Here is a 24,999-nt window from a genome sequence, read left to right on the forward strand (position 1 = left end):
ACGACAATGACGCTGGCAGGAAAACGGGCTCTGGTCACGGGCGCAAGCAGGGGTATCGGCGCGGCCATCGCAACGGCACTCGCCGCGGAAGGCGCCGATGTCGCAATCACTTACGAAAAGTCCGCAGATAGCGCCGCAAAGGTCGTCGACGCCATCAAGGCTTCGGGGCGGAAAGCCGTGGCGATCCAGGCCGACAGCGCGGATGTCGCCGCCGTCCAGGCCTCGGTCGACAAGACCGTCGCCGCATTGGGCGGGCTCGACATCCTGGTCAATAATGCCGGCATTCTCCGGGTGGCCGGGTTGAAGGAGATGTCGCTCGCGGACATCGACGCGCTGCTGAACGTCAACGTCCGTTCGCCGATCGTCGCGAGCAAGGCGGCACTCGCCCACCTCGGCAAGGGCGGTCGCATCATCACCATCGGCAGCTATTTCGCCGATCGCGTGCCGTCGCCGGTGCTCGGCGTCTACGCGGCATCGAAGTCGGCGCTGATCGCGTTCAACAAGGCGCTGGCACGCGAGCTCGGCCCCGAGGATATCACGGTCAATCTGGTGCAACCGGGCTCGATCGACACCGACATGAACCCGGCTCACGGCCCGACCGCGGAGACGCTGAAGCAGTTCATGGCATTGGGCCGCTATGGCGCGCCGGACGACATTGCCAATGCGGTGACGTTCTTGGCGAGCGCCAAGGCGAAATACATCACCGGCTCGACACTCACCGTCGACGGCGGCGCGAACGCGTAGAAGTCAAGGCAGAACGCGGCCGGGCATGGTCCGGCCGCGTTCTCTGCAACGGCAATTGTGGCCTTGGCCGCGCTTGGCCGCCCAAGGTCTTGACCGGACGACCTACGCGTCAAGGAACACCACGCGGCTGATCGGAGTCTCGATTTCGTATCCTCGATCCGTGGGCCAAGCATACAGAGCTTCTTCGATATCGGCTGCGATCTCAGCACACCGATCCGGCCCGAGCTGCGTTCGGAGTGTGGGCGACAGGCCCCGCAAATGCGGCGGATCAAGCAACACCTCCCAGGTATCGGTCGGAATTGCCGTCGCGATGCGGTGATCGGCAGAGAAATCGAAAGAGATTCCCTGATCGGCATAATGAAATGCGTCGGGACCGTCGTTCGCAGGTCCTCTCGGAGTTCGGATCCGTACCAGTTGCACATAGTCGTCGCGCGTCAGAGCCTCACGATGCTCGTCGGTCCGGCCTCCCGCGATATTGACCGGAAGAGGATAAATGAGGGTCTGTGCTTTCCAGCGCGACAGTTCCGGTCGAGGCCGAGGCATCACCGGTTTTCCTCGCGCGAATTTGTAGCTTCCTGATCGGGTGAAACGCGCATCAGTCCAGCCTTCGACGAAAACCATGAAGTATGTCGCGCCGATTGGGTCGTTTTCGGTTGCAGACAGCGTCGGCCAGGCACGCAAGGCAGCATCAATATCAGCGACAATCTCCTCCACTCCCGCCTTCTGAGAAGCGGCGCTTTCGAGCACGCCCGGTTCGACACTCAGCACGATGCTGCAAGTACCGGTGATCGTGCCTCCCGAGAGCGAGCGATCCGCCTGGAAGTCGAATGTTCGGCGACCTTTCGAATAGCGGAAAGTGTCGCCCTTGAAGGGAGGAATGTGGCCCAAACGAACCAGCTTGAATCCGTCGTCTCGATACAGAACCTCGGCATCGACCCACCGCTCGACGCTGACGGGTTTTCCAGCCGAAATATGCCAGAGAGTTCCCTCCGGCCTGCTCGTATCGAGCCAAAACTCGGTATGCGCTTGTCGTTCGTGACCAAACCGGTACATGACGGCCTCTGATTGCCTCGAACGATATCACGCGCGGAGGGCGCTGCTCTACTGTGACATTTGCTGGCGAGCACGCCTGCCCATGCTCCGTAAAATTCGCGCGAATTTCCAAACGCGTCCCACTCGAATTTGAATGGCGTTCCCGCGATCTGCTGTCTATGGTCTACCCATGTCGCGCCTCATATGTCTATTTGTTGCTGCCATCCTGTCGCTGCTGCCGGTCGCAGCGCCTGCTGCGCCCGTCGCAAAAAAGCCCAAGCAAAGCTGGCATGGCTACGGCTTCCTGCCGGGCTATCGTCAGCCGCTCAGCAACAGCCAGCCGATCTACATGCAGAAGAACGGCTTTCGTCGCTACGCGCGCGAAAACCAGCGCCCTTGGTACATCGATCCGGTGCCGAGCTATTACCGCTACATCGACGGCGAATGGCACTATTTCGGCCGGCCCGGCTTTGGCGGCTCCCGCTACAATGGCGGCAGCTTCGGTCCGTGCTGGACGCGAACGCCGATCGGCGCGATCTGGAATTGCGGCTGAGCGGCCGGTCACTGTGTTCACCTCTCCCCGACGGGGAGAGGTCCGATTGCACCTGGCGATGCGAAGCATCGTCCAGAGCAATCCGGGTGAGAGGCCGCAGCATTCGGTGAGACTGTAACCCCTCACCCGGATCGCATCTGTCGATGCGATCCGACCTCTCCCTTCGGGAGAGGTGAACCGGGTTCGCCAACAGACACTTTTCAAGTGGGATTCGGCACGCGCTCATTGGCGCCGTCATTCGGAACAATACGTTCCGAAAACGCGATCCCACATGCTGGTGACCACGCCGAAATTGCACGGCCTCTTGCCATAGTGATGGCGCGTATGGCGGCGCTTGAGGCGCCAGAGATAGCCGCCGCGCTTCACCGGATGATGGTGAATGAGGTGGTGGAGCGCACCGAAATAGATGTAGCCCAGCATCAGCCCCGCCGTGACGGTGCAGGCGGACCCAAACCCGACCAGCAGCCACACCGGCAACAGCGATCCGCAACAGATCGATCCCAGGCTCAGCCACAGCGGCGAGCCGACCAGCGCGCGCGGATCGGAATGGTGCATGTCGTGCAAGGCGGCCAGATAGGCCGGACCATGAAGTGCGAACCGGTGAATGACGTATTCGGCGAGGCTCCAGAGCAGCAGTCCGCTTGCGAAACCAATCGCCGCTTCGTCCCAGCGCAGCGGCTCCTTCAAGAGCAGCGCGACCGCGACCAGCGCAGCACTTGCCAGCGGGTAGAACACGAAATCGGCGAAGTACAGAAACGTTTTCAGTCGCATGGGTTTGCGCAAGGGCTGGTCGTGCTGGAACGCTCCATGGCCGCCCGTGCTTCGAATATTTCCGGCAACTCCTGTGCGTTGGTGAACATCCCGATCACCGGACTGAGCACGCTGCGCGCCTGCGCATCCGTTCCGCTCGCCTGATACAGTCTGGCAAGCGAAAGGGCTGCGCGCAGCTCGTACGTGGCGGTCTGCTGCGCCCGCGCGGTCTCGATGGCCTGGGTGAAGGCCGCCTCCGCGGCGACGATGTCGATGGGGTCCTTGCGCAGCAGCAGCTCGCCGCGACAGCGCTGGATCTCCGGCGTGAACCACTCCTGTCCGGTCCGCTCCACCTCGACGAGCTGTTCGTCGAGGATCGCGAGCGCCTCGTCGAACTGCCCCTCGCCGGCCTTTGCTTCCGCGAGCAGCGTCCAGGTCAAGGGCACGTAGAGCCCGGTCGCCATCTTCCCGACCAGCGGCAGCGCGATGGAGTCTTCCATCTCCTGCAGCCCGGCTGCGCGCTCGCCGAGGCGGCAACGGATCCAGCCGTTCCAGAATTTGGCGGCCCGCGTGTAGAGCAGAAGGCCGTGCTCGCGGCTGAGCTCGATCACGGCATCGACATGCGGCCGCGCACGCTCGGGATTGCCGCGCATCGCTTCGAGCACGATCTTGTGGAAATGCGTGTAGACCATCGTTGCGATATGGCCGCTGTCGGCGGCGCGGCGGATCGCTTTCTGCGCCAGTTGCTCGGCGCGATCGACTTCGCCGAGCGGCCACAGCACCAGCGCGAGGTAGATCGCCGCCGCGATGCCGCAATCGTGGCCGTACAGGAACGCGAGATTGCGATCGTGCTCGTCGCGGTAGATCGCGAGCGCCTGCTCGAGATGCTGCTTGGCGTCGACGAAATTGCCCTCGAACCAGCGCGTCATGCCGCAGACGCGATGGGCGATCCCCGCCTCCGGCGCGTCGGGCCGGTCGGCGGTGTCGTGCAGGAACGCCTGCGCGAGCTCCTGCATCGATCCGAGCTCGCTGCGAACGAGGCTTCCGACCCACAGGCCGTAGGTGGCGGCGAACCTTTCGGGTGCGCCCTTGAGCCCGAAGGCGAGCTCGCGCGCGCGTGCGAACGCGACCGACGTCTCCGGCGCGCCATAGCCGCGCGTTGCGATCAGCGCGTTGCCATAGGCGATCTGCAATTGCAGCCGCCGGCTTTGTCCGGCCGGACTTTCGCTCAAGCCTTCCGCAAGACCGATGGCCTTGGTCAGATGCGCGATCGCCTCGGGATAGGCCGAGCTGCGCAGCGCGCGATCGCCCGCCTTGCCCCACCACTCGACCGCGTCCTCGACGAGACCGGCCTGCGTGAGATGATGCGCGGCGATTTCGGGCGCTGCTGCGGCGGCGTCCGGGAATTTCTCCTGGAGCACGGCTGCGATCCGCTCATGTAGTCGCCGCCGGCTGCTCCTGAGCAGGCTTTCATAGGCGGTGTCCTGCACCAGCGCGTGCTTGAACGTGTAGACGCCATCGGGCGCGGACCTGTTGCGGAAAATCAATTCGGCGGCTTCGAGCTGGGCGAGCCGGGCATCGAGCTCGGCATCGTCCTTGTCGGCGATGGCGCGCAGCAGCACGTCGGAGAATTCGCGGCCGATGACGGCACACACTTGCGCGACCTCCTTTGCCGGCCCGAGCCGGTCGAGCCGCGCCATCAGCGAATCCTGGAGCGTCGTCGGGATCGACAGGCGCGGCAGGCTGCCGGCCATCCTGTAGCGACCGCCCGCGCCCTTCTCGAGGACGCCCATCTCGAGCATGGTCCGCGTCAACTCCTCGACGAACAGCGGGATGCCGTCGGTCCGCGTCGCGATCTGCATGACCAGCTCGGACGGCACCGCGCGGCTTCCGATCACGTCCGCGATCATGTGCTGGACCTCGGTCTCCTTGAGCCGCCCGAGCTCCAGCGTCGTCAAATTCGCCGGGCCCATCCATGGCAGCGTGAATTCGTCGCGGAAGGTCAGGACAAGCAGCAGACGAAGCTGGTCGGCCAGCCTGACCGCGAGCCCGAGCAGCTCGAGCGAGGTCGCATCGGCCCAATGCAGATCCTCGACGATGCAGACCACCGGCGCCTCCGCGCACAGGCGCTGCAGCCGCTGGACCAACGCAGCAAGCGTGTTGCGCCGCAGCTGTTGCGGTGTCCAGTCGAGCGGCGGATAGTGTCCGTCGGTGGCAATCGACAGCAGATCCGCAAACAGCGGCACCAGTGTCGGTGTCTTCAGATCGCCGCGCCCGAGCAGCACTTCGAGCTTGCGCAGCCGCTGCGCGTTGCCGTCGCCGGCACCAAACTTCGCCGCCCGCTGCAGCTGTGTGATGACGGGATAGAGCGCGCTGGCGCGATGATGCGGCGAGCACTGATAGCGCAATCGGATGTGCGGCTCCGCGGCAATCCGCTCATTGAGGAAATGCGCCGCAAGCCGCGACTTGCCGATGCCGGGCTCGCCGGAAATCAGCACGACCTGGCCCTGGCCGCGCCAGGCCCGCTGCTTGCACTCGGCCAGCCGGTCGAGCTCGGGCTTGCGGCCGACGAAACCGGCGAGGCCCGCGGAGTGATAGGCTTCGAAGCGGCTCGCCAGCGGCGATGGACGCTCCACTGCCCAGACTTCGATCGCCTCGCTGAATCCCTTGATCGCGCGCGTGCCGAGCTCGCGCAGCTGGAACAGATTGCCGAGCAGCCGGCGCGTCGAGGAGGCGATGATGACGGTGCCGGGCTCGGCGAAGGCCTGCATTCGCGCCGCGAGGTTGGGCGTCTCGCCGATCACCTCGAGCCGGCTCGAGGCACCCTTTGCAAAGAGATCGCCGACGACGACGAGGCCGGTGGCGATGCCGATCCGCACCTCCAGCCGCAAGCCCGGCTGCACGTCGATGGCCTGGACCGCGGCGGTGATCTCGAGCCCGGCGCGGACCGCGCGCTCGGCATCGTCCTCGTGAGCGGATGGATAGCCGAAATAGGACAGGATGCCGTCGCCCACCAATCGCGAGACGATGCCGTCATAGCTCGCGATGACCGCGGTCGCGACCTCGCGATAGGCTTGCAGGATCTCGCGCATCTCCTCGGGATCGAACTGCTGCGACAGCGCAGTCGAACCGACGAGGTCGCAGAACATGATGGTGAGTTGCCGGCGCTCGGCGCCCGCGTCGATCTTCGGCCCGAGCAGACGCGCGGGAACATCGAGCTCGGCAATCGAGCGCAACAGCCTGCGCCGGTGCCCAAGCACGACGCCCATGGTCACGAGATCGCGATCCGTAATCTCGGAGAGAATGTCGAAATCAATGCCATGGTCGGAAAAGGACTTCTGATATTGAGGGAGGCCGACCTTCTCCAACCAGGCAGCAACCTGCCCAGTCATCACGCGGAGTCCAGCATTAATTGTACTAAACCTAAGATATATCCCCCCTCGGAATGAAGTCAATCGTGGCAGGCAAGCGTCGCCATTGTTGACGCATCGAAAGCATTGACCCATGCTTCAAGGTGGAAGCGTTCCCCATTTTCGCGTGAGAGTATTCATCCGTGAAGCAGGATCCGTATCCGACAGCGGCAAACCCGATCCACTCGGCCGTCGTAAAACTGTTTTATTCGCGCGCCGCGCGCCACCTTTTCACCAACGCCTGGTACTCCCTGCTGAGCAATCTCGACAGGGACGCCGCGATCCGATTCCTCAACTACGGCTATGCCTCGCTGAACGGCGAGCAGGTCGCGCTACAAGCCGCCGACGAGCCCGATCGCTATGCGATCCAGCTCTACCATCACGTGGCGTCGGGGGCCTCGATCGAGGGGAAGGATATGCTGGAGGTCGGAAGCGGCCGCGGCGGCGGCGCATCCTACATCGCGCGATATCTCCACCCGAAGAGCTACACCGGGCTCGACATCTGCAAGCCCGCGATCCGCTTCAGCAAGGCGCGCTATGCCGACCAGGACAATCTCGCATTCCGCGTCGGCAATGCGCTCAGCCTGCCGTTCGCGGACGAGAGTTTCGACGCCGTGGTCAACGTCGAGAGCGCGCAGCATTATGGCGACATGGGACGCTTTCTGGAGGAGGTCCACCGCGTGCTCAGGCCGGGCGGCGCCTTCCTGATGGCGTGCTTCGAAGACCGCTCGAAGGACGTGTATCCGCGCGAGTCCCTGGCCCAGTCGCGCTTGCGCCTCGTTCGGGAGGACGACATCACCGCCAATGTGGCGCGCGCGCTGGAGCTCGATGGCGCGCGACGGACGGCGCTGGCGGACGAGATCGTGCCGCGCATGCTGCTCGGCGTCTCGCACGAGTTCGCCGGCATTCCAGGCACGCAGCTGCATGCGTCCTTTGCCGACGGCACTTGCCCCTATTATTGCTTCACCTGCCGCAAGGACTGAGCCGGGCGCTCAGAGCGTCTTGAGATATTCGATCAGCGCCTTGCGGTCGTCCTCGGTCATATCAGTTCCGTAAACGTGCCCGGCATTAGAGTTGCCGCGTATGGTCGTATCGAACAGGAACGCGCCCGGCGTCCGCGCCTTCATGTCGTATCCCACGATGTCCGGATTGAACTCCCAATTGCCGACATAGAAGGTCTTCGGCCGCTGCCCTGGCGGCAGCAGGAGGTCATTCAGCGACGGCACCGAGCCGTTGTGCAGATAGGGCGCCATCGCCCAGATGCCGTTGAGCGGCCTGGCCCGGTACGCGAGCGGCGCTCTGTACTGGTTGGGACGGCCGCAATTGATCTCGGCGGCGCTGGCCGCGTTGTCCTTGGACCGACCGATCCACTGCGCCGCGATGTTTCCGGTGAGAACCTCGGCGGCCTTGTAGTTGGACATCGCGTCCGGACCGCCGATCTTCGACAGCGCGATCTTGCGGCTGTTGAACGTCGTTGCCTGCTCGGGATCGGTGCCGATCTTGCGGAGATCGACCAGCGGAACCTGGATCTCGCTGCAGGCCCCCGAAGCCGCTTCAACGGGCGCGGCCTCGTGGCAATTCGCGCACGCGCTGACATAGACCAGCTGGCCGCGCAGCGCCCGCTTCTGGTCAAGTCCACCGAGAATGGCTTCCGGCCAGCGCGGCGAGCGCAGATCCATCAGCTTCCGCTGCCCCCAGACGACATTCTCCATCTGGACCCCATGCATCACGTCGGGCGTGATCATCGTCGCGTCATGCTTGATCGGCGCGAGCACACCGAGCGCCTCGACGATGTTGCGCGTGAGCGGCTGACGGATCGAGGCGTTGTACAGCACCCAGTTGAAGCGCGGCGTATCCCACAGCGCCGGGTATCGCACCGGCGCGGTCAGGTGCGCATAATTCCTGGTCTCGCCGATGTCGGACGGATCGGTCATCAGCCTGAAGGGTCCGGCCAGCAGCTGGTTCAAGCCGGCGCCGTGCGCGTCCAGCCTGCCCGCCCCGCCCGCCGTATCGCCGGAGTTTCCACCAACCATCTGGTTGAACTTCGCGGCCGCCTGCAAGACGCCGCCGAAACATTGCAATCCACTCAGCACGTCGGCAGGCGGCGCCTTCACCCGCGCCATGAAGCGCTGTGCGGCCCCGTCCTGATTCTGGAGAACGGCCGTGATGGACCCGACCAGCTGTCCGACGAATGAATCGATATCGATGTGGGACGGACCGCCCTCGATGCGGATCTGCTGGCCGCGATAGCTGACTTGCCCGGTATGACAGCCGGCGCAGCCGAGGCCGAGCCAGTTGCCTTTCCAGCACGCGTGCCTGCCGTCGGGTATATCCACCGGGTTGCTGTAAAGACCGATGGCGAGACCGTCCGGGTTGGTGGTGCTCACGGGTTCGGTCAGGAAACCCAGGCGCTGCAGATTATCCGGCGCCTTGATCAGTGCCGTTTGCCCGGGTTGCTGCCCCGGCTGCTCCAGTGCGACGAACCATTCATAGGGGATCAGCGCCGTTCCCTGCGAGATGAAATGCCAGCGATCGGCGGTCTCGTCGCTCCAGCCCTGTTGCAGATGGACGGGACTACCCGACGGGGGCTTGTCTTGAGATTTATCTTGGGATTTGTCTTGGGGCTTGTCTTCCGCCGATGCGACAATGAAGGCGGCGAGAAGGGCCGCGACGGCAATCAATGGTACGCGCACATCAAATGTCATAATCGGCTCCAATCATCGTGAAGCGCTCAATAATGACGGCGCCTGTGCCGTCGCTACATAGCAATCAGCAATCGTGCGCCAGCGATGGCGCTGCGGGCAGCACCGGAGGCCTTCCAGATATTTTCATGCAAATGACAATGCGCCACGAGCGGGTGCGCTCGTGCCGAACTACCAGCAAGGAAGACACGCCGCCCCATAGCGACCGCTCCGAACCCCATTGCCTGCGGCCGCCTTTCGGCGCCCGCAAGTGGAGGCTACATCATGTCAGACATGAGCGCAAAGGTAGAGGTGGGGCATTAAGACGCGCTGCCGGGAGGCGCGATGGGGCCGGCTGCGCTGGTCGTTACCGGAAATACCCCAGCACGAGATCGGTATCCGCGCTGGCGGCGACCGTGCCGTTCAGCTCGGCGTCGATGACGCGGCGGCAGGCTTCGATCGCGGCGTGGTCGCCGAGATCGTTGGCGGCTTCTAGCACGAGCCACGCGGCGTCAACGGTGGCCTTCTCCGGCGCCGTTCCGCCGATCTCGGCGGGGAGGGTCTTGGTGAGGCTCTTGTTCTTGCGAACTGCGGTGCCGAATTGAGGCAACATTGCAAATACTCCCTCGATGTCCCGCTCAGTGAACCTGGAGATCGGGCTGACGACCCGTCCCGGGATCGGTGCCGGCGCTGTTCTTGCGCGACTGGTAGAATTTCAGAATGCTGCGTGACGTCTCGATCTTGAGCCGGCCGAAGTCGCGCTCATTGTCATGGAGCTCCCGCGCGGTGATCAGATGATCCTTGGCGCCGAGGAACAACAGCGACATCGTCGTGTCCCAGGAGAAGTCGAGCGCCTTGCACAGCACCAGGATCATCTCCCGGTTGCGGTCCATCAGTGCACGCTCGATCACATCGACCGGCAGCGACGACAGCAGCGAGAGGCCGATCTGCACCTCGTCGAAACGGTGCTGGCGCGCATAGTTCGAGATCGAGACCTGGTTGAGGTTGCCCTGCCGGTGCTGCGTCGTCACCACGCGCTTGGCGACGAAATAGCTGCGCGAGGACGGACCGAACTTGGACTGCAAATCGCCGGTGACCTCGGTCACCGAGCTCTGAATCTGCGACATCATCTCGGGGCGCTCGGTCTCGAGCCGGCGGCGGACGTCTTCCGACGCCTTGGAGATGAGCTGCTGGAAGATGTGGCGCGGCACGTCCTTGCGCAGGCCGAGCTGCTCGGCCAGGATCGAATCGCCCTCGGCGCGCCGGACCATGTGCAGCAGGCCCGAGCCGGAGAAGCGCGCGCCCTCGTTCCTGGCGACCGAGGTGACAACCTCCTGGTTACCACGCTTGACGAGCACGTCGGTCACGGCCTCGCCGATCGCATCACGCTGGGAGATCGCAAGCAGGTGCGCCTGGCCTTTGGTCATGGCGCTCGCGACCAGCACCTTCTCGTCGATCCGGGTCGAGTCGCGCAGCACGGGGCCTGCGACTTCGATCTCGTCGTCGAGAGCGAGCTTCTCGATGACGTTGAGCGGAGCGTGATCGCAGCCCGCCATCAATTCGGAGAGCTGGGCCCGCGCCGCGACCTCGATCTCGTCGGCAAGCCGGCCGATGACCTCGCCGAACATGCTGATCTCGTCGTCGACGTAGCGACCGGTGATCAACAGATCGGTCGCATGCCACAACGCCTTCGCCCGGCTTTCGTCGGTGCCGCGCGCGATCGCGTCGTCCAGATCCTGCAGAAGCGATGTCGCCCCGTTCATCTCGATACCCCAGTTCTTGGTGAGCCATCCTGCCCGTGCGGGCAGGACGCCGGATTCCTCTGGGAACCACGCTAGAGATCAAACGCGAGAATCCCGTAAAATCGGCAGTTCAGTTTTGCTGAGGAAAATTCATTCAAATGCGAGCGAATGTGGTTACCGTTACGCAACGTGAACGGTGCGCTCCCTCCCCCGCTTGCGGGAGAGGGTCGGGGTGAGGGTGTCTCCGCAGCGGGACAGCCCCCGGAGGAGAGAACCCTCACCCGGCGCTTTGCGCCGACCTCTCCCGCAAGCGGGAGAGGTAAGAGGAGCCCGCGGCCCAATCTCCCAAATCGACTTCGCCCTACGGATTCGACGGCGTCAGGACCAGCGGCGGCTTCGGCCGGGGCTTTGCCGGCGGCGGCCCCGGGGCGGGTCGCACGTCGATCGGAGGCGGCAAGGGCGCGGCCTGCTGGCTCGCAAGCGGCGGGCTCGGCACGGCGGGGGCTGCAAGCGGCGCCTTCGGCGTCGGTGCGACCTTGGGCTCGACCCTCACCTTCGGCGGCGGGCGGCGCGGATCGCGGCCGGGCAGCGGCACGTCGGTCAGCGCCGGCTCCGGCGCGGGCTCGGGCGAGACCAGTGTCGGCAGCGCGGCGGTCGCCGGCGGCGGCTCGCCGCGCTCGATGGCATCCAGCCGCCGCGTTTCGCGGTCGATCGTGCGCACCGCAAGCCACGACGACAGCGGCGTGAGATCGACGGTGCGGTTGAGCTTGTCGGGTGGGCCTGCCGCAAACAGCTGGATCTCCGGCGGCGCGCCGGAGAGACCGGTCATGATCGGCGTCAGGCTGGCGCGGATGTCGGCCTGGTCGGCGGGAATGTCGTAACCGCCGGAGACGATGGCGCGGGCGTTCTTGGCCTCGAGCGGGGTTGCGCCGACGCGCAGGCGGCCGTCGCGGATCGTGAAGGCGATCTGCGCCGAGGCGACAGCAATGGGAGCAGCCGACAATGCGGGCTCGACGAGCTGACGCAATCGATTGTCGTCGTTCACCTGCCCGCCGTCGCTGGCGCGGATGGCGATCTCGAAGGCGCGCGGATTGAGGCCGCTGATCTCGGCTGCGTCCAGCGTCACCGTGCCGTTGCCGGCGAGCGCACCGGTCAGGGCCGAGACGCTGCGGCCCTGGCTCGTCAACGTCATCTGCACCGAAGCGCGCCCCTTCGGCAAAGCGAGATCGCGGTAACGCAGCGATGCCGCATCGACATTGGTGAGATCGAGATGCGCGTTCAGCGCCAGGCCGTTGGCACCATTGCGTGCATCGAGGCTTGCGGTCATCTCGCCGCCACCGACGCCGCCCTTGAGCGCATCGAGCGCGAGCGATTGACCGTCGCTCCTGATCGTGCCGCCGAAAGGACGCAGCTCGATTCCACCCGGCAGGCTGCCGCGCAGCGCCTGAAACGCGATGCGGCCGCGCCAGCCACTGACGAGACCTGCACTCAGCGGCTCGCCGGCGTCACGTCCGGCGGCGCCCACGGCAAGCGCGAGCGCGGGCGCCAGATCGAGCGTGTCGAGCCCGACTTCGCCGTTGACGCTCTTCTCCTGATCGAGCGTCATGACGAGATGGCCGCGCAGATGCGAGCCTGAAGCCGTGCTGTCGAGATCGTCCAAGGTCAGGCGATTGCCTGATAGCGTGAGGCGGGAGGACAGGCTCACATTCCGGGCTGATTTGTCGGCCGGGCTTGTCCCGAACAAGGGCGCCAGATTGACGTTGCGCACACGCAGATTCACGCTGGCCTTCGGCTCCGGCGCCGACAATTCGACGCTGCCTTGCGCATCCGCATCCAGCCCGCCGCCGCTGAGCTTTGCGTTCAGTTGCAACGGCCGGCGCCATGCGCCGCTCAGTCTGCCTTCGATCTGCGAGGCGCCCTCGCCTGCGGCGACCATGCGATCGAGGCCGAGCAGCGCCGTCAGCGAAGCGGCCTGCGGCGATGACAGTCTCGACTCCAGCGTGAAGTCGCTGTTGCGCAATTTGTCGATGTCGAGGCCGTTGACCGCCGCCACCGGCGCCTGCGCGGCGAGCGTCGCGGTGGCCTTGAGCTGCGGCGCGTCGAGGTCAAACACGGCGCGCGCGTCGCTGCGATCGGCATGTTCCGCGTTCTTGTCGAGGCTGAGGTCGAGCTTCAGGCGTGTTGCGCCCGGCAGTGGCGTGATCGCATCGAAGCGCGCGCGCAGCGCAGGCGCGATCGGCTCCAGCAGCGCCGTGAGATCGCGCAGTGAATTGGCGGAGGATTTCAGTGCGAGCTTGCCGGTAGCCCTGGTGCGATCGAAACTGCCGCTCGCTTCCGTGGTCACGCCACTGGCCTGGCCGAACCGCAATTGTTCCAGCGACAACGAGGTCGGACCGTAGCCGAGCTTGGCCGCGAACGGCCGCAGCTCCTGTCCGGCCGAGATCGCGCGGCCGATGTCGAGCGAGAATCTTGCCTCCTCCGGCCATTCGCCCTGCGGTCCGGCGAGCGCCCGGACAAAGCTCGCGGCGGCATCGAGGTCGAGCCGGTCGGCCTTGAGGTCGGCATCGATCCGCGGGCCTTTGCTGGCGCCGGTCTGCGCAAACGCAATGCGGCCCTCCACAGTGCCGCCTTCGATGTCCGCTTTCAATTTGTCGATGGCGAGATGGTTGGCGGCGATCGTCACGTCGCCGGCAAGCCGCAGCGGCCGCGTACTGCGGCGGTTGACCTCGTTGCGGCCCTGGAGCCAGGCCACCAGCGTATCGGGATCGGACGACTCGACGCTGAGGCGGCCGCTAAAACTGCCGGCACCGGGCGTGGCGCCATTGAGCGAAAGCTGCGTCATGCCGGGCGCGCGCAGCTCGAGCCGCTGGAACGTCCAGGACCTCCCGTCGGTCTGAAGCTCGGTCGTGATGTTCTGGAGCGGACGGCCGCCCAGCATGATCTGGTCGGAGTTGAACTCGATCTGCGCCGGGATCGGCGCCTGCGGGATCGCGGCAAGCCCTGCGCGCAGCGCCGGCAGGATGCGCAGCGGCTCGGCATCGTCACGGCCGGCGAGCTTGTCGGCATCGACCTGCCGCGCCGACAGCACCGCGCGGAGCAGCGGCGAGGCGCCAAACCTGAGATCGCCGACGCCGCTGAGCTTCAGCGCGGTGTCCTCGGGGCCAAAGCTCGCATCGATCTGGTCGAACCTGGCGCCGGCCGGATCGGCCTTGAGTTTGGCGGTGACCTTCCACGGCGTCGGTCCCGCCTCGCCCGGCTTCTTCGTCGGCGGCACCGCCAGCGTCAGCGCGCCGTCGAATTTCGGCTGGCGATTGTCGAAGGCAAGGACGCCTTCGAGATCGGCCAAAATGGCGCGCTCGCCGGGATCGATGTTGAGGTGCAGGCGGGTGGCGCTACCGTCGGGGCTCGGCCCAGAGGAGACGCGAAACGGATAGCGCACGCCTGCGGCGGTGAAATTGCCGTCGCCCCGCACCGAGCCTGCGAGCGAGCGCACGTCGCCGGTGAAGACGATGTCGTTGAGCTTCAGCGTCGCGCGGCTGGCGGCGTCGTGAAGCGCGATGCGGCCGGTGAGGTTCAGCCGTTCGATGGCGAGCGAAGCCAGGTTGAAGGTGCCGCTCGCAGTGGACGGCAGGTCGACCTTGCCTTTGGCGTCGAGGCCGAGATCCACCGCCATGCCACCAACCGAAAGCTCGGTGGCGCGCCATTCCCCGCGCATCAGGGAGCTCAGGCTGAACTCGACGTCGAGCTTGTCGGCACGCAGCCGGCCGAGATCGTTGTTGCCGCCAAAGGTGACCGAGCGCAGTCGCAAGGTCGGCGCCGGCAGCAGCCGCGCATCGAGCTCGCCCGCCACGCGCACCGGCACGCCGATGATCCTGGTCGCCTCCGCCTCGAATTGGGGCCGGAACTGGTTCCAGTCGACGAAATAAGGCCCGATCAGCGCGGCCAGCAGCGCTAAGATAAAGGCAATCGCCAGTCCGAGCAGCGTCGTCTGCACGGGTCTCCCCTCGGCCAAGCCGGCACCCGGGTCAAACCCAAGCCTACAACCAAGCTTCAGGCGCGCCGGAACTTCCCCTATATAAGGGGAAGTGTGGCGAAGTCACAGCGACTGTTGCGCACGGAGGTTAACGCTGCTGCGAGACCCTCACCCTGAGGAGGCCGCGGAACGCGGCCGTCTCGAAGGGCGAGGCCTGGCTATCGCCGCGGGGATGCAGCGGGGCCTTACATCCTTCGAGACGCGCTGGCGCGCTCCTCAGGATGAGGACCAGCGCTCGCAGAATCAACGCTATCACCAGCTCGCCGGCAGGTGCTTCAGGCCACGCAGCACGAAGGTCGGGCGCCAAGCCGGGTTTTCGACGTCGTCGATGCGCAGATCGGGCAGCCGCCGCAGCAGCGTCGCGATGGCGATCTCGGCCTCGATGCGCGCCAATTGGGCGCCCAGGCAGAAATGGATGCCGCCACCGAACGACAGCGGCCGGACATTGGGCCGGGTGATGTCCAGCCGATCAGGATGATCGGGATAAACCGCCGGATCGTGATTGGCCGAGCCGAGCAGGCAGAGCACGGACTCACCCTTGGGGATCCGCTTGCCGCCGAGATCGTCGATTTCCTCCAGCGTGACGCGCCCGGTCATCTGCACCGACGAATCGTAGCGCAAAAATTCCTCGATCGCGTTGGTGATCAGGTCGGGCCGCGCCTTCAAGAGCGCGAGCTGGTCCGGATTGCGATGGAGCGCCAGCAGGCCGTTGCCGATCAGGTTGACGGTGGTCTCGTGGCCGGCGCCGAACAGCAGGATGATATTGGCCGTCAGCTCCTCATTGGTGAGCTTGTTGCCGTCCTCCTCGGCCTGCACCAGCTGGGTGGTGAGATCGTCGGCGGGATTGCGGCGGCGCAGCTCGAACAGCTGCTGGAAGTACATCTGCGCCATAGCGTTGGCGGCGTTGCCCTTCGCGATCTCCTCGGGCGTCATCGGCACCGGATCGAGCAGCCGCCCGCCGTCGCGCGAGCTCTTGTAGAAGACCTCGCGATGATCCTCGGGGATGCCGAGCATGTCGCAGATGATGGTCACAGGAAGGCGAAAGGCGAAATCCTCGATCAGGTCCATCCGGCCGCGGTCGATCACGGCATCGATGGTCTGGTCGACGATCTCCTGGATACGCGGCCGCATGTCCTCGACCCGGCGGGCGGTGAAGGCCTTCACGACGAGGCCGCGCAGGCGGGTGTGATCGGGCGGATCGGCCTGCAGCATCCAATTGCCCATGCTGCGGAACACCGGCTCCTTCATGATGTCGGGGCCGTAGCGGCGCGTCGTGCGCTCGACGAAATCCTTGCCGAAGCGCTTGTCCCGCATGACGAGGCTGACATCGGCGTGACGGCTGGCGACGAATTGGCCGAACGGGGTCACGTGGATCGGATCGATCGTGCGCAGCCGGTCGTAATGCGGATAGGGATTGCGGATGAAGTCCGGCGCCAGCGGATTGAACAGCGGATCGCCTGCGGGTTGCACTTGCTCGTTCATGGTGGACCTCACATCGGTTGCCGCATGACACGATACGCGGGCAGCCCCGATGCCCAGCGTAACCATCCCTGACGTTCTTCAACTCAATACATTATTGTATCGAGTTGCATTCTGCCCTAACCTGCGCCGATGTCAAGAGTGAGAACCAGGCCGACCAGGGACGATACGCGCGACAAGCTGTTCGAGGCGGCCGCCCGCGTGTTCGAGGAGGACGGCATTGGCGGCGCCAGCATCGAGGCGATCGCCGCTGCCGCGGGCTTCACCCGCGGCGCGTTCTATTCGAACTTCAAGAGCAAGGACGAGCTGATCATCGCCATGCTCGAAGACCATGTCGAGCAGTCGATCCGGCGCAACATGGACATCCTCGCACAGCACGACAATCTCGACGATTTCATCGCGGCCTTGAAGTCGATCGATCGCGGCCGGCAGGACCCGCTCACCCGCTCGCCGCTCCTGCACATGGAAATGATCCTCTTCGTCGCCCGTGCCGAGAAGCGCCGCCCCGAGCTCGCCAAACGTCTGCGCGCGCGGCGCAAGCTGATCGCCGATATCGTCGAGGCGACATTGAAGAGCAACGACAAGGGTGAGACGCTGAATCCGCCCTGGATGGCCTCTGTTGTGCTGGCGCTGGAAGACGGCTTTCGCCTGCACCGGCTGATCGACCCGGAGACCACGCCGGCCGACAGCTTTTGGCACGCGATCGCGGATTTGAGGAGAAGGACGGGATTGGCGTCGGAGTGAGAGCCGCCGAAGCATGTTCCCACATGTGTGGGATGTCCGCTTCCGCGGACGAAGCAGACCTAAGCAGCCAGCTCCGTCATTTCGACTTTTGACCCCGGAATGGACCTTTCCGTGGCGGAGACGAACCATACTTCGTGCCCGAGACAAACTTGCATCGCCCGCGCCCTGCAATAGAACGAAGAAACGACGAATTCCCCGAGTGGACGATATGGCCAGATCCCTTCTGCTCCGCCTGACACGTACGGCTTCGCTAATGCTCGTGCTGACGGGCACCGTGGCGCACGCTGGACCGCAAGACCCAGCTGGCGTGCCGCCCGGCGACAGCGAGCCCGGGCCGGTCACGATGCGGGGGCGGTTCGCCGGTTTCGTCGCCACACCGCAGGTCAGTAACGAAGGGTCTACGGAAGCCTTCGTCATCGCACCGGATCAGCGCTGGTTCGCCGAATACTCCAAAGAAGCTACCTCCATACGGGTCAAGGACTTGCGCAGCGGCGCGACGCTGCGGCTTCTACGCACAGGCGGGCGCAGGATATCGGGCCTTTCGATTTCGGCGGACAGCCGTGTCGTCCGTGCCGTCGACGAAGACGGCAAGCCGCTGGCATGGACCTCAGCCACGGGTGAGAAGGTGAGTCCTGAAGCGAAGCCCGAAGGGATCGACCGGATTGATCACCTGACCATCTCTCGCGGGGACAAGGACATTTCAGACCCGGCCGAGCAGAAGGTAAATCCCGACAGCAGTAAGCTGATCGGTCGATTCCTCGCAAGCCATGGGCTCTCCGAAGAGCTCTCTAAATTGCAGACGATCGAGCGGGTCGTTACAAGCGTGGACGGCCGCTATGCAGTGATTACTGATGACAAGTCGAGCTGGTTGACGATCCACGACCTGCGCAATCTATCGGCTCCGGTCACGGTCGAATTGCCCGAAAATTGGTGCGGCCACTACTTGTCGTCATTTGCCTTCGACGGCCGCTACGTCGTTCTCGGTACCCATGGTGGCGAGGGTGATCATGCATTCACGGATTCGGCCGCCTTCGAAATTAAAAACAGCAGGGCCCAGTCCCTCTGGCACGCCGAATGCACGGTCGACCACGATGCGCCCGAGGAAGTTTCACGGGATACCCGCTTCTACACCGTTCGTGCTGCACCAGACGGGCCCATCACAGTGTGGGACCTCAGGACAGGCCAGCGCGCTGCCTATTTCGACGGTGTCTACGTTGCACCGATCATCTCCGCCGACGGCAGCACCTTCGCGGTCGTGGAAGCTGCATCCGATGGGCCGACAATGCTTGTGCAGCGGTATGGCAAGCGGCGTCACCTTGCGGCACGCGTTGATGCGAATCCGTTGGGGCCGATAGACAGCAGTGTCTACGCGCTCTCGCCCAACGGACGCTACTTCGCGGCGACCATCGCGAGTAAAGCGCCCGGAGGGAAAAAGTCGGTCGGAGTCTGGGATACCGATAACGCGCGGCAGATCGACAAGATTGAGCCGGGCGGCGATGCCACGAACTCCTGGAAAATTGCCGGGCTTTCCAATACCGGAAATGTTGTTCTGCTGACGGATAAGTCTGTGTTCAAGGCAGGCAAGTGGATTGAAGTGACGAAGGCCGACGACAGCGTAATCGTTCCGCTGACGCCGGCGTTCCAGCCAATCTGCAGCGCAATTTTATGCGACCGGATGATCGCCGATCTCGGCATCGTCGAACGCATCCCGGCAAACGACGCCGCGATCGGTCATGAGTGGATCAGGAATGACTCGCCCGATCGATATCGCGCTCCCCAGTCGCCCGATGGTCGATGGATCGCGGTTCAGCCCCATGACCGCATCCCGAATGGCTCCGATATTGTCGATGTCGTGACCGGACGCACCTTGCTGCACGGCGAACCGGACCCTCAGTTCGCTACCGACAACCGCCACGTCCTGATCACGCACGGCCTCTCTTCCGGCAGCTTCTCCGCCAGCTTCGCGCTCCGGCACATCGCAACCGGCAAGACAATCTGGTCCTTGCAAGGTACCCCCAATCTCGGTTTCGTAATGTCGTTCTCGGACGGGCGGGTCCGGGTCTCGCCTGGCGCGGAAAAATACGTCAAGCTGGTGCGAGGCTTCGAGGTGAAGCCGTTTGACGAAGCTGCGAAGCGACGATTCCTTCATCCTTGACGCCCTGGGGCATACTTGGTCGATGGACTGATTTTGGCCCCTTAGCCGACGCATTAGCGCCGGCTGCTCTTGTCTGCTCCCAAGGATAAATCGGACATGACGGCTTTTAATTGCAGATCGCGTTCAGCAGTCCTGCCCTAAGCCGACCGTTTCACCGCGACCGCATCGACCTGCGCGAGTCGCCCCAGCAATCGCCCTCGCCTGTTCAGCGCAATGCTCGATCAGCCAGCGCTCGAAGGCGGCTGGCGCGAGCGCGGGGGCATGGAGGAAGCCTTGCACGACGTCGCAGCCGAGCTCGGCCAGCATCTTGCGCCGCCCCCCGGTTTCGCCTGCTGCCCCCCGCTGACAACACCTCGGCTAGCAATTGTGTTTGCCCTTGCTGGTGGGCAATGGGCAATTCGTACAGACGCTATCGTCGCACATCCGGCAGATCGTGAACCGATCCAGTTCCGACGTGTCCTGCCTTGCCAGCAGCTCGTGAATCAGCGTTTCAAATCGCTTCGTCTCAGCCGGCGACAGCACATCCAGAAGTGACGCCACGGCTGAAATCCGGGACGTCATCAGCTCGTTCCGGGTCGCAACGCCCGAGGCCGTCAGGTGCAATGCGACCTCCCGACCGTCCTTTCCCGGCCGGCGTTCGACAAGCCGATCCGAAACCAGACGGTCGACCAGCCGGACCGTTCCCGAATGCGACAGGCCAAGGATCCGCCGCAGCTTGTCGTTGGTCATGCCCTGGCCGTAGCCAATGACGACGAGTGCCGCAGGCGTCTCGCCGCCGCGGCCGATGACCTCGCGCGCGCCTTGCTCGATGCGGTCCATGACCGCGAGCGACAGCGCTCCCAGCAAATTCGCGATTCCAGTCTCCATTTGATCAATAATATGTGCGCTGCGCACAAAAAACAACTTGACCCGATATGTGTGCTACGCACATATTCATCGCAGAAGAGTGTGATGACATGGAGGATGACGATGACGATCCGGAGCGCAGCCTTATCGACGCCGACTGCCAACGGCAGTGAACCCGTCCTGAAATACGTGCAGGCCAATGGCGTGCGGTTCGCCTATCTCGAACAGGGGCGCGGTCCCCTTGTGATTTTCATGCACGGCTTTCCCGACAATGCCTGGTCCTACCGAAGGCAGCTGCAAGTCTTCGCGGATGCGGGCTATCGTGCGGTGTCGCCGTTTCTGCGCGGATATGCGCCGACCGAGATCCCGGCGGACGGCATTTTCGATCCCGTCGCATTGGGCAAGGATCTCGAAGCGCTGATCGCAGCGCTGAGCGAGGACGGACAGGCCCGTGTCGTCGGCATGGATTGGGGCGGCACGTCGACCTTTCAGGCGCTGGCCACGGCGCCGTCGGCGATCAAGGCCGCGGTCGTCATGAACACCGCCCATCCGATCACATTCTCAAGCATCAGGCGGGATCCGGAAATCGTTCGATCGATCTTCCACGTCTATTTCTTCCAGCTGCCTGGCGCCGAGTCGGCGGTCAATGCCGAAGGACTGCCCTTCGTCGATTATCTTTGGAAGCTGTGGTCGCCGACGTTCAACGATGTCGAGCACATTCGTTCGATCAAACAGACACTCAGCTCTCCCGGCACGATGGCCGCGGCGCTTAGATATTACGGAGGCCTGACCGAGGCGGGACGCATGGGTCGGCTGCCGATCAACGAGATGCAGACGCCGACGCTGACGATCTACGGCAGCAACGATCCGACAGCGAGATATTCGGTGAAGGAGGAGCCGCTGTTCAAGGGACCGCATCAGCGCGTTGTCCTGCCGGATGTCGGACACTTCCCGCACCTCGAGCGCGAGGCCGAAGTCACCGGCCTGATCATGGACTGGTTCAGGACCCACGCGCCGGACTGAACGCCTTTCGCGGACGCCAGACGGCGCCGCCCGATCGGCTTTGGAATTTCTGACGAGGAGTACGCGAGATGGACGCCAACATACAGCAGCAATACGCCGAAATTTTTCACGGTCTTCACAGGACGGGGGATCCGCTCGTCCTGTTCAACGCCTGGGATGCCGCCACCGCCAAAGCCATCGCGAAGACGTCCCAGGCGATCGCGACCAGCAGCGGGGCGGTCGCGGCCGCACTTGGATATGCGGACGGAGAAAATGTCCCTCTCGATATGGTGGCAGGTCTGGTGTCGCGGATAACCGAGTCTGTGTCGATTCCCGTGTCAATCGATCTCGAGGCCGGATATGGCGACACCCCAGACGCCGCCGCCACATCGGCAGCCAGAATTCTGCAAGCCGGTGCCGTCGGCATCAATATCGAAGACGGGCTATCCGGAGGAAAGCGGCAACTCGCGAGCCCCGAACAGCACGCCGCGAAGATCAAGGCCGTGCGGCACACGGCGCAACAACTCGGCGTTCATCTATTCATCAATGCGAGGACTGATCCGTTCTTGCTGAAATACGGATCGCCGGCAGAGTGCCTGAACGAAGCGGCAAGGCGTGCGAAGATCTATGCTGACGCCGGCGCCGACGGAATTTTCGTGCCCGGCCTCACCGACCTCGCGCTTATCGGAAAGTTTGTTCAACTCGTGCCTCTGCCGGTCAACATCATGGTGACGCAAGGCGTTCCCGCAATTCCGGATCTCGCCCGCGTCGGCGTTCGGCGGGTGAGCCTCGGGCCGTGGCCGATGCTGGCGGCGATGCGTGTCATTGGACAGGCCGCCGCAGGGGTCGCCATGAGCAAGCAATACGGCACGTTCCTGCAACCGAATGTCTGAGCCGCCGGCTCGGGCCGTCGTGCCCTAAGCCGACCGTTTCACCGCGATCGCATCGACCGGCGCGAGCCGGCCGAGCATCGCCCTCGCCTGCTCGGCGCAGTGCTCGATCAGCCAGCGCTCGAAGGCGACCGGCGCGAGCGCGGGGGCATAGAGGAAGCCTTGCACGACGTCGCAGCCGAGCTCGGCCAGCATCTTGCGCTGGCCTTCGGTCTCGACGCCTTCGGCGACGACGGTCAGGCCGAGGCCCTGGCCGACGCGCACCACGGCAGTGGCAATCGCGAGCGCGCCAGCGTCTTTCTCGATATCGCGCATAAAACTGCGGTCGATCTTGAGCTCGCGGATCGGCAGATGCGCGAGGCGGCTGAGGCTCGAATAGCCGGTGCCGAAATCATCCACGGACAGGCCGATCCCGAGCGCGCGGATCGCGTGCATCGTCTCCAGCGCGGCGGCGCCGTCCTGCATGAAGGTGCCTTCGGTGATCTCCAGCATCAAGGCATCCGGCGGCAGCTGGTGTTCGGCGAGAATGTCCGCGAGCCGCGCGGCCAGCGTGACATTGCGGAAATTGATCGGCGACAGATTCACCGAGATGGAGGGAATATTGAGCCCGGCGCGGCGCCAGCTCGCCATCTGCCGGCAGGCTTCGCGCACCGACCACAGGCCGATCTGCTCGATCAAGCCACATTCTTCAGCAAGTGGAATGAATTTTGCCGGCGAGACATCGCCGAGCGCGGCATCGTGCCAGCGCGCCAGCGCCTCGACGCCGTGGATGGCGCCGTCGCCACTGCGGATCTGCGGCTGATAGCTGAGGCTGAGCGCATTTTCGGCGATGGCGCGGCGGAGCGCTGCGATCATCGCCAGCCGCTGTTCGGCGATCCCGTTCATCTCGGCGCTGAACATGCGATGGGTCGAGCGGCCCGCCTGCTTGGCCATGTACATGGCGGCGTCGGCCTGCTGCATCAGCGTGTCGATGTCCGTGGCATGATCGGGATAGAGGCTGATGCCGATGCTGGCCGACATCGGCATCAGCTTCGATCCGAGCCGCAACGGCGAGGCCAGCGCTTCTGTGATGTCGGCCGCGACGCGCTCGGCGCTCTCGGCGTTGCGGTTCGGCAGCAGGATGACGAATTCGTCGCCACCGAGCCGGCCCAGCATGTCTTCGGGCCCGATCTGCTCGCGCAGGCGCTGCGCCAGCTGGATCAGGAGCTCGTCGCCGGCGGCGTGGCCGAGCGTGTCGTTGACGTCCTTGAAGTGATCGACGTCGAGGAAGGCCAGCGCGACATGGCCGCCGGTCGGACAGGCGTCGATCGCCGTCGTGATCAGGTGCCGCAATTGCGCGCGGTTGGGCAGGCCGGTGAGAATGTCGTGATAGGCGAGCCGCGCGATCTCGGCGCGCGCCTCCTTGCGCTCGATCGCGAAGGCGCCGAGGTTGACGCAGGCATCGACGATGCGACGGTGCCAGTTGCTCGGCGCACGCCGCTCACGGAAGTAGAAGGCGAAGGTGGCGATGACGCGACCGTCCTTGGCCTTGATCGGCGTCGACCAGCAGGCACGCAGGCCGACTTCGAGCGGGCGCGTTTTGTAGGGCTGCCAGCGCGGATCGGTGTCGATATCTTCAGCCAAAACCGGCTCGCCGCAATAGGCAGCGGTTCCGCAGGAGCCGACGTCGGGGCCGATCGCCACGCCGTCCAGCGCACGGGAATAGTCTTCGGGCAAGCTCGGGCCGCCAAGCGGATGGACGAGCCCCGAGGAATCGATGTGAAGCAGCGAGCAGACCACGTCAGGCGCGATTTCCTCGACACGGCGGCACAGCCGATCGGCGATCTCGGTGATCGGCACCTCGTCGGCCAGAGCGCTCATGATGAGCTGCTGGAGCGAGCGCAACTGCTTGGTCTCGGTGATGTCCTCGATCAGCGCGAAGATGTGCCTGACGCGGCCGTTCTTGTCGCGGAAGACGTTGATCCGGGCGCACACCCAGATCTCGTCGCCGTCCTTGTTGTAGACCAGCGTCTCGACCTCACCGCGCCGGCCGCCGTCGAGGAGCCGCTTGAGCAGCTTGGCAATGGCGGTGCGATTGGTGTGGCAGCCGGCGATGAGCTCGCCTGCGCGCCGCCCCTGCGCTTCCTCGCTGGTGTAACCGAACAGCGTCGTAAAGGACGAATTGACGTAGACGATGTTCTGCTCGACGTCGGTGATGAGCACCGCGCGATTGGTCTGGTCGGAGACCGCGTTGAGCAGTCCGATCCTGACGCGACGCTCGGCATCGGCGGTGACGTCGCGCGCGAACACGATGTGATGGGTTGCGTCGCCGATCGTCGCCGATGACAGTGCGATGGTCGCCTTGATCCGGCTGCCGTCGCGCCGCATCAGGCTGATCTCGTCGCGGAAATCCGCGACCGGTTCAGCCTGAAGGCATTTGAGCGTGAGCACGGCGGCATCGCGGCCGAGCACGTCAGCGCGCGCGAGCTTCCAGATGCGCTCCGCGCCGGCGTTGAAATGCGTGATACGACACGCACCATCGACAATGACGATGCCGTCGTCGGCGCATTCGAGCGCCGCGCGCAGCACGTCCGGCATTTCGGTCACTGGGCAGTCGGAGGCAGACATCGTTGGACCCTGCGGCATCGGGAAGATACAGCAATCGGTCCAAGGCTAACGCCTCGATGGTGTCCAAGACGTTTTTGCAGCTGGCTCGCGCTCCGCCAAGCCACGACATGCTTAACATTCCGCAAAAGATGCGAAGGTAATCCGGTGCAGAAGGAACCTATTTCACCACGGTCTTAGCCTGGAGCTTGTGCAGCCGGCCGGCCACGGCCCGCACCTTGCTCGGCGACGCCCGCCAGACCGACAGTGCCGACAGCAGGCTTACGCCGATGGCGATGGCAAAGGCGAGCGTGTAGTCGCCGGAGACCGCGAAGCGGTTGTCTCGAAGGACGAG

At 64.5% G+C, this 24,999-nt stretch carries 17 protein-coding genes and 1 pseudogene; 7 read left to right on the forward strand and 11 right to left on the reverse strand.

Annotated features, from left to right (window positions below):
- The first annotated feature begins 6 nt into the window (after positions 1 to 6).
- A complete protein-coding gene (locus ACP2YP_RS30090) occupies positions 7 to 744 on the forward strand; it encodes a 3-oxoacyl-ACP reductase family protein (RefSeq protein WP_426419851.1) in 738 nt (245 codons plus the stop codon).
- Positions 745 to 846: 102 nt separating this feature from the next.
- Here ACP2YP_RS30090 and ACP2YP_RS30095 read toward each other — a convergent pair whose 3' ends face one another.
- Positions 847 to 1,797, reverse strand: coding sequence for a hypothetical protein (locus tag ACP2YP_RS30095; RefSeq protein WP_426419852.1), 951 nt, complete (start codon positions 1,795 to 1,797; stop codon positions 847 to 849).
- Positions 1,798 to 1,966: 169 nt separating this feature from the next.
- Here ACP2YP_RS30095 and ACP2YP_RS30100 point away from each other — a divergent pair, with 169 nt between their 5' ends.
- Entirely contained in the window at positions 1,967 to 2,329 is a 363-nt protein-coding gene (locus ACP2YP_RS30100; RefSeq protein WP_426419853.1) for a hypothetical protein, read from the forward strand.
- A gap of 234 nt (positions 2,330 to 2,563) precedes the next feature.
- Here the strand turns inward: ACP2YP_RS30100 and ACP2YP_RS30105 are convergent, their stop codons facing one another.
- Together ACP2YP_RS30105 and ACP2YP_RS30110 are read right to left on the reverse strand one after the other, a co-directional pair.
- Complete coding sequence (locus ACP2YP_RS30105) at positions 2,564 to 3,100, reverse strand: sterol desaturase family protein (protein WP_426419854.1); 537 nt, start codon at positions 3,098 to 3,100, stop codon at positions 2,564 to 2,566.
- Positions 3,091 to 6,471: an ATP-binding protein gene (locus ACP2YP_RS30110; protein ID WP_426419855.1), complete on the reverse strand. Its 3,381-nt coding sequence runs from the start codon at positions 6,469 to 6,471 to the stop codon at positions 3,091 to 3,093. Before ACP2YP_RS30110 ends, ACP2YP_RS30105 begins: the two co-directional genes overlap by 10 nt.
- Before the next feature lie 161 nt (positions 6,472 to 6,632).
- Here ACP2YP_RS30110 and ACP2YP_RS30115 point away from each other — a divergent pair, with 161 nt between their 5' ends.
- Positions 6,633 to 7,472: a class I SAM-dependent methyltransferase gene (locus ACP2YP_RS30115; RefSeq protein ID WP_426419856.1), complete on the forward strand. Its 840-nt coding sequence runs from the start codon at positions 6,633 to 6,635 to the stop codon at positions 7,470 to 7,472.
- Between the two features lie 9 nt (positions 7,473 to 7,481).
- Here the strand turns inward: ACP2YP_RS30115 and ACP2YP_RS30120 are convergent, their stop codons facing one another.
- From ACP2YP_RS30120 to ACP2YP_RS30140, 5 genes are all read right to left on the reverse strand, one after another.
- Positions 7,482 to 9,194: a di-heme-cytochrome C peroxidase gene (locus ACP2YP_RS30120; RefSeq protein ID WP_426419857.1), complete on the reverse strand. Its 1,713-nt coding sequence runs from the start codon at positions 9,192 to 9,194 to the stop codon at positions 7,482 to 7,484.
- Between the two features lie 343 nt (positions 9,195 to 9,537).
- Positions 9,538 to 9,783, reverse strand: coding sequence for a hypothetical protein (locus ACP2YP_RS30125; protein ID WP_426419858.1), 246 nt, complete (start codon positions 9,781 to 9,783; stop codon positions 9,538 to 9,540).
- 25 nt (positions 9,784 to 9,808) lie between these two features.
- Positions 9,809 to 10,933 (reverse strand): DUF2336 domain-containing protein, encoded by a 1,125-nt coding sequence (locus tag ACP2YP_RS30130; protein WP_426419859.1) that lies wholly within the window; start codon positions 10,931 to 10,933, stop codon positions 9,809 to 9,811.
- Positions 10,934 to 11,273: 340 nt separating this feature from the next.
- The gene (locus tag ACP2YP_RS30135; RefSeq protein WP_426419860.1) at positions 11,274 to 14,906 is read right to left on the reverse strand and encodes an AsmA family protein; all 3,633 of its coding nucleotides are present in this window, start codon (positions 14,904 to 14,906) and stop codon (positions 11,274 to 11,276) included.
- 291 nt (positions 14,907 to 15,197) lie between these two features.
- On the reverse strand, positions 15,198 to 16,427 hold the full coding sequence (locus tag ACP2YP_RS30140) for a cytochrome P450 (protein WP_426419861.1): 1,230 nt from the start codon (positions 16,425 to 16,427) through the stop codon (positions 15,198 to 15,200).
- 129 nt (positions 16,428 to 16,556) lie between these two features.
- Here ACP2YP_RS30140 and ACP2YP_RS30145 point away from each other — a divergent pair, with 129 nt between their 5' ends.
- Together ACP2YP_RS30145 and ACP2YP_RS30150 are read left to right on the forward strand one after the other, a co-directional pair.
- Positions 16,557 to 17,168 (forward strand): TetR/AcrR family transcriptional regulator, encoded by a 612-nt coding sequence (locus ACP2YP_RS30145; protein ID WP_426419862.1) that lies wholly within the window; start codon positions 16,557 to 16,559, stop codon positions 17,166 to 17,168.
- A gap of 253 nt (positions 17,169 to 17,421) precedes the next feature.
- Positions 17,422 to 19,323 (forward strand): WD40 repeat domain-containing protein, encoded by a 1,902-nt coding sequence (locus ACP2YP_RS30150; RefSeq protein ID WP_426419863.1) that lies wholly within the window; start codon positions 17,422 to 17,424, stop codon positions 19,321 to 19,323.
- Positions 19,324 to 19,680: 357 nt separating this feature from the next.
- Here ACP2YP_RS30150 and ACP2YP_RS30155 read toward each other — a convergent pair whose 3' ends face one another.
- The gene (locus ACP2YP_RS30155) at positions 19,681 to 20,142 is read right to left on the reverse strand and encodes a MarR family winged helix-turn-helix transcriptional regulator (protein ID WP_426419864.1); all 462 of its coding nucleotides are present in this window, start codon (positions 20,140 to 20,142) and stop codon (positions 19,681 to 19,683) included.
- Positions 20,143 to 20,292: 150 nt separating this feature from the next.
- On the opposite strand from ACP2YP_RS30155, the gene ACP2YP_RS30160 reads away from it, so the two are divergent.
- Both ACP2YP_RS30160 and ACP2YP_RS30165 read left to right on the forward strand, forming a co-directional pair.
- A complete protein-coding gene (locus ACP2YP_RS30160; RefSeq protein WP_426419865.1) occupies positions 20,293 to 21,192 on the forward strand; it encodes an alpha/beta fold hydrolase in 900 nt (299 codons plus the stop codon).
- Positions 21,193 to 21,260: 68 nt separating this feature from the next.
- A complete protein-coding gene (locus ACP2YP_RS30165; protein ID WP_426419866.1) occupies positions 21,261 to 22,064 on the forward strand; it encodes an isocitrate lyase/PEP mutase family protein in 804 nt (267 codons plus the stop codon).
- A gap of 24 nt (positions 22,065 to 22,088) precedes the next feature.
- Here ACP2YP_RS30165 and ACP2YP_RS30170 read toward each other — a convergent pair whose 3' ends face one another.
- On the reverse strand, positions 22,089 to 24,668 hold the full coding sequence (locus ACP2YP_RS30170) for an EAL domain-containing protein (protein ID WP_426419867.1): 2,580 nt from the start codon (positions 24,666 to 24,668) through the stop codon (positions 22,089 to 22,091).
- Positions 24,669 to 24,825: 157 nt separating this feature from the next.
- Positions 24,826 to 24,969 (reverse strand): annotated as a pseudogene (locus ACP2YP_RS30175) (MFS transporter); the annotation flags it as partial.
- Positions 24,970 to 24,999 lie beyond the last annotated feature (30 nt).

The organism is Bradyrhizobium genosp. A (genome assembly GCF_049949275.1).
Lineage (GTDB): Bacteria > Pseudomonadota > Alphaproteobacteria > Rhizobiales > Xanthobacteraceae > Bradyrhizobium.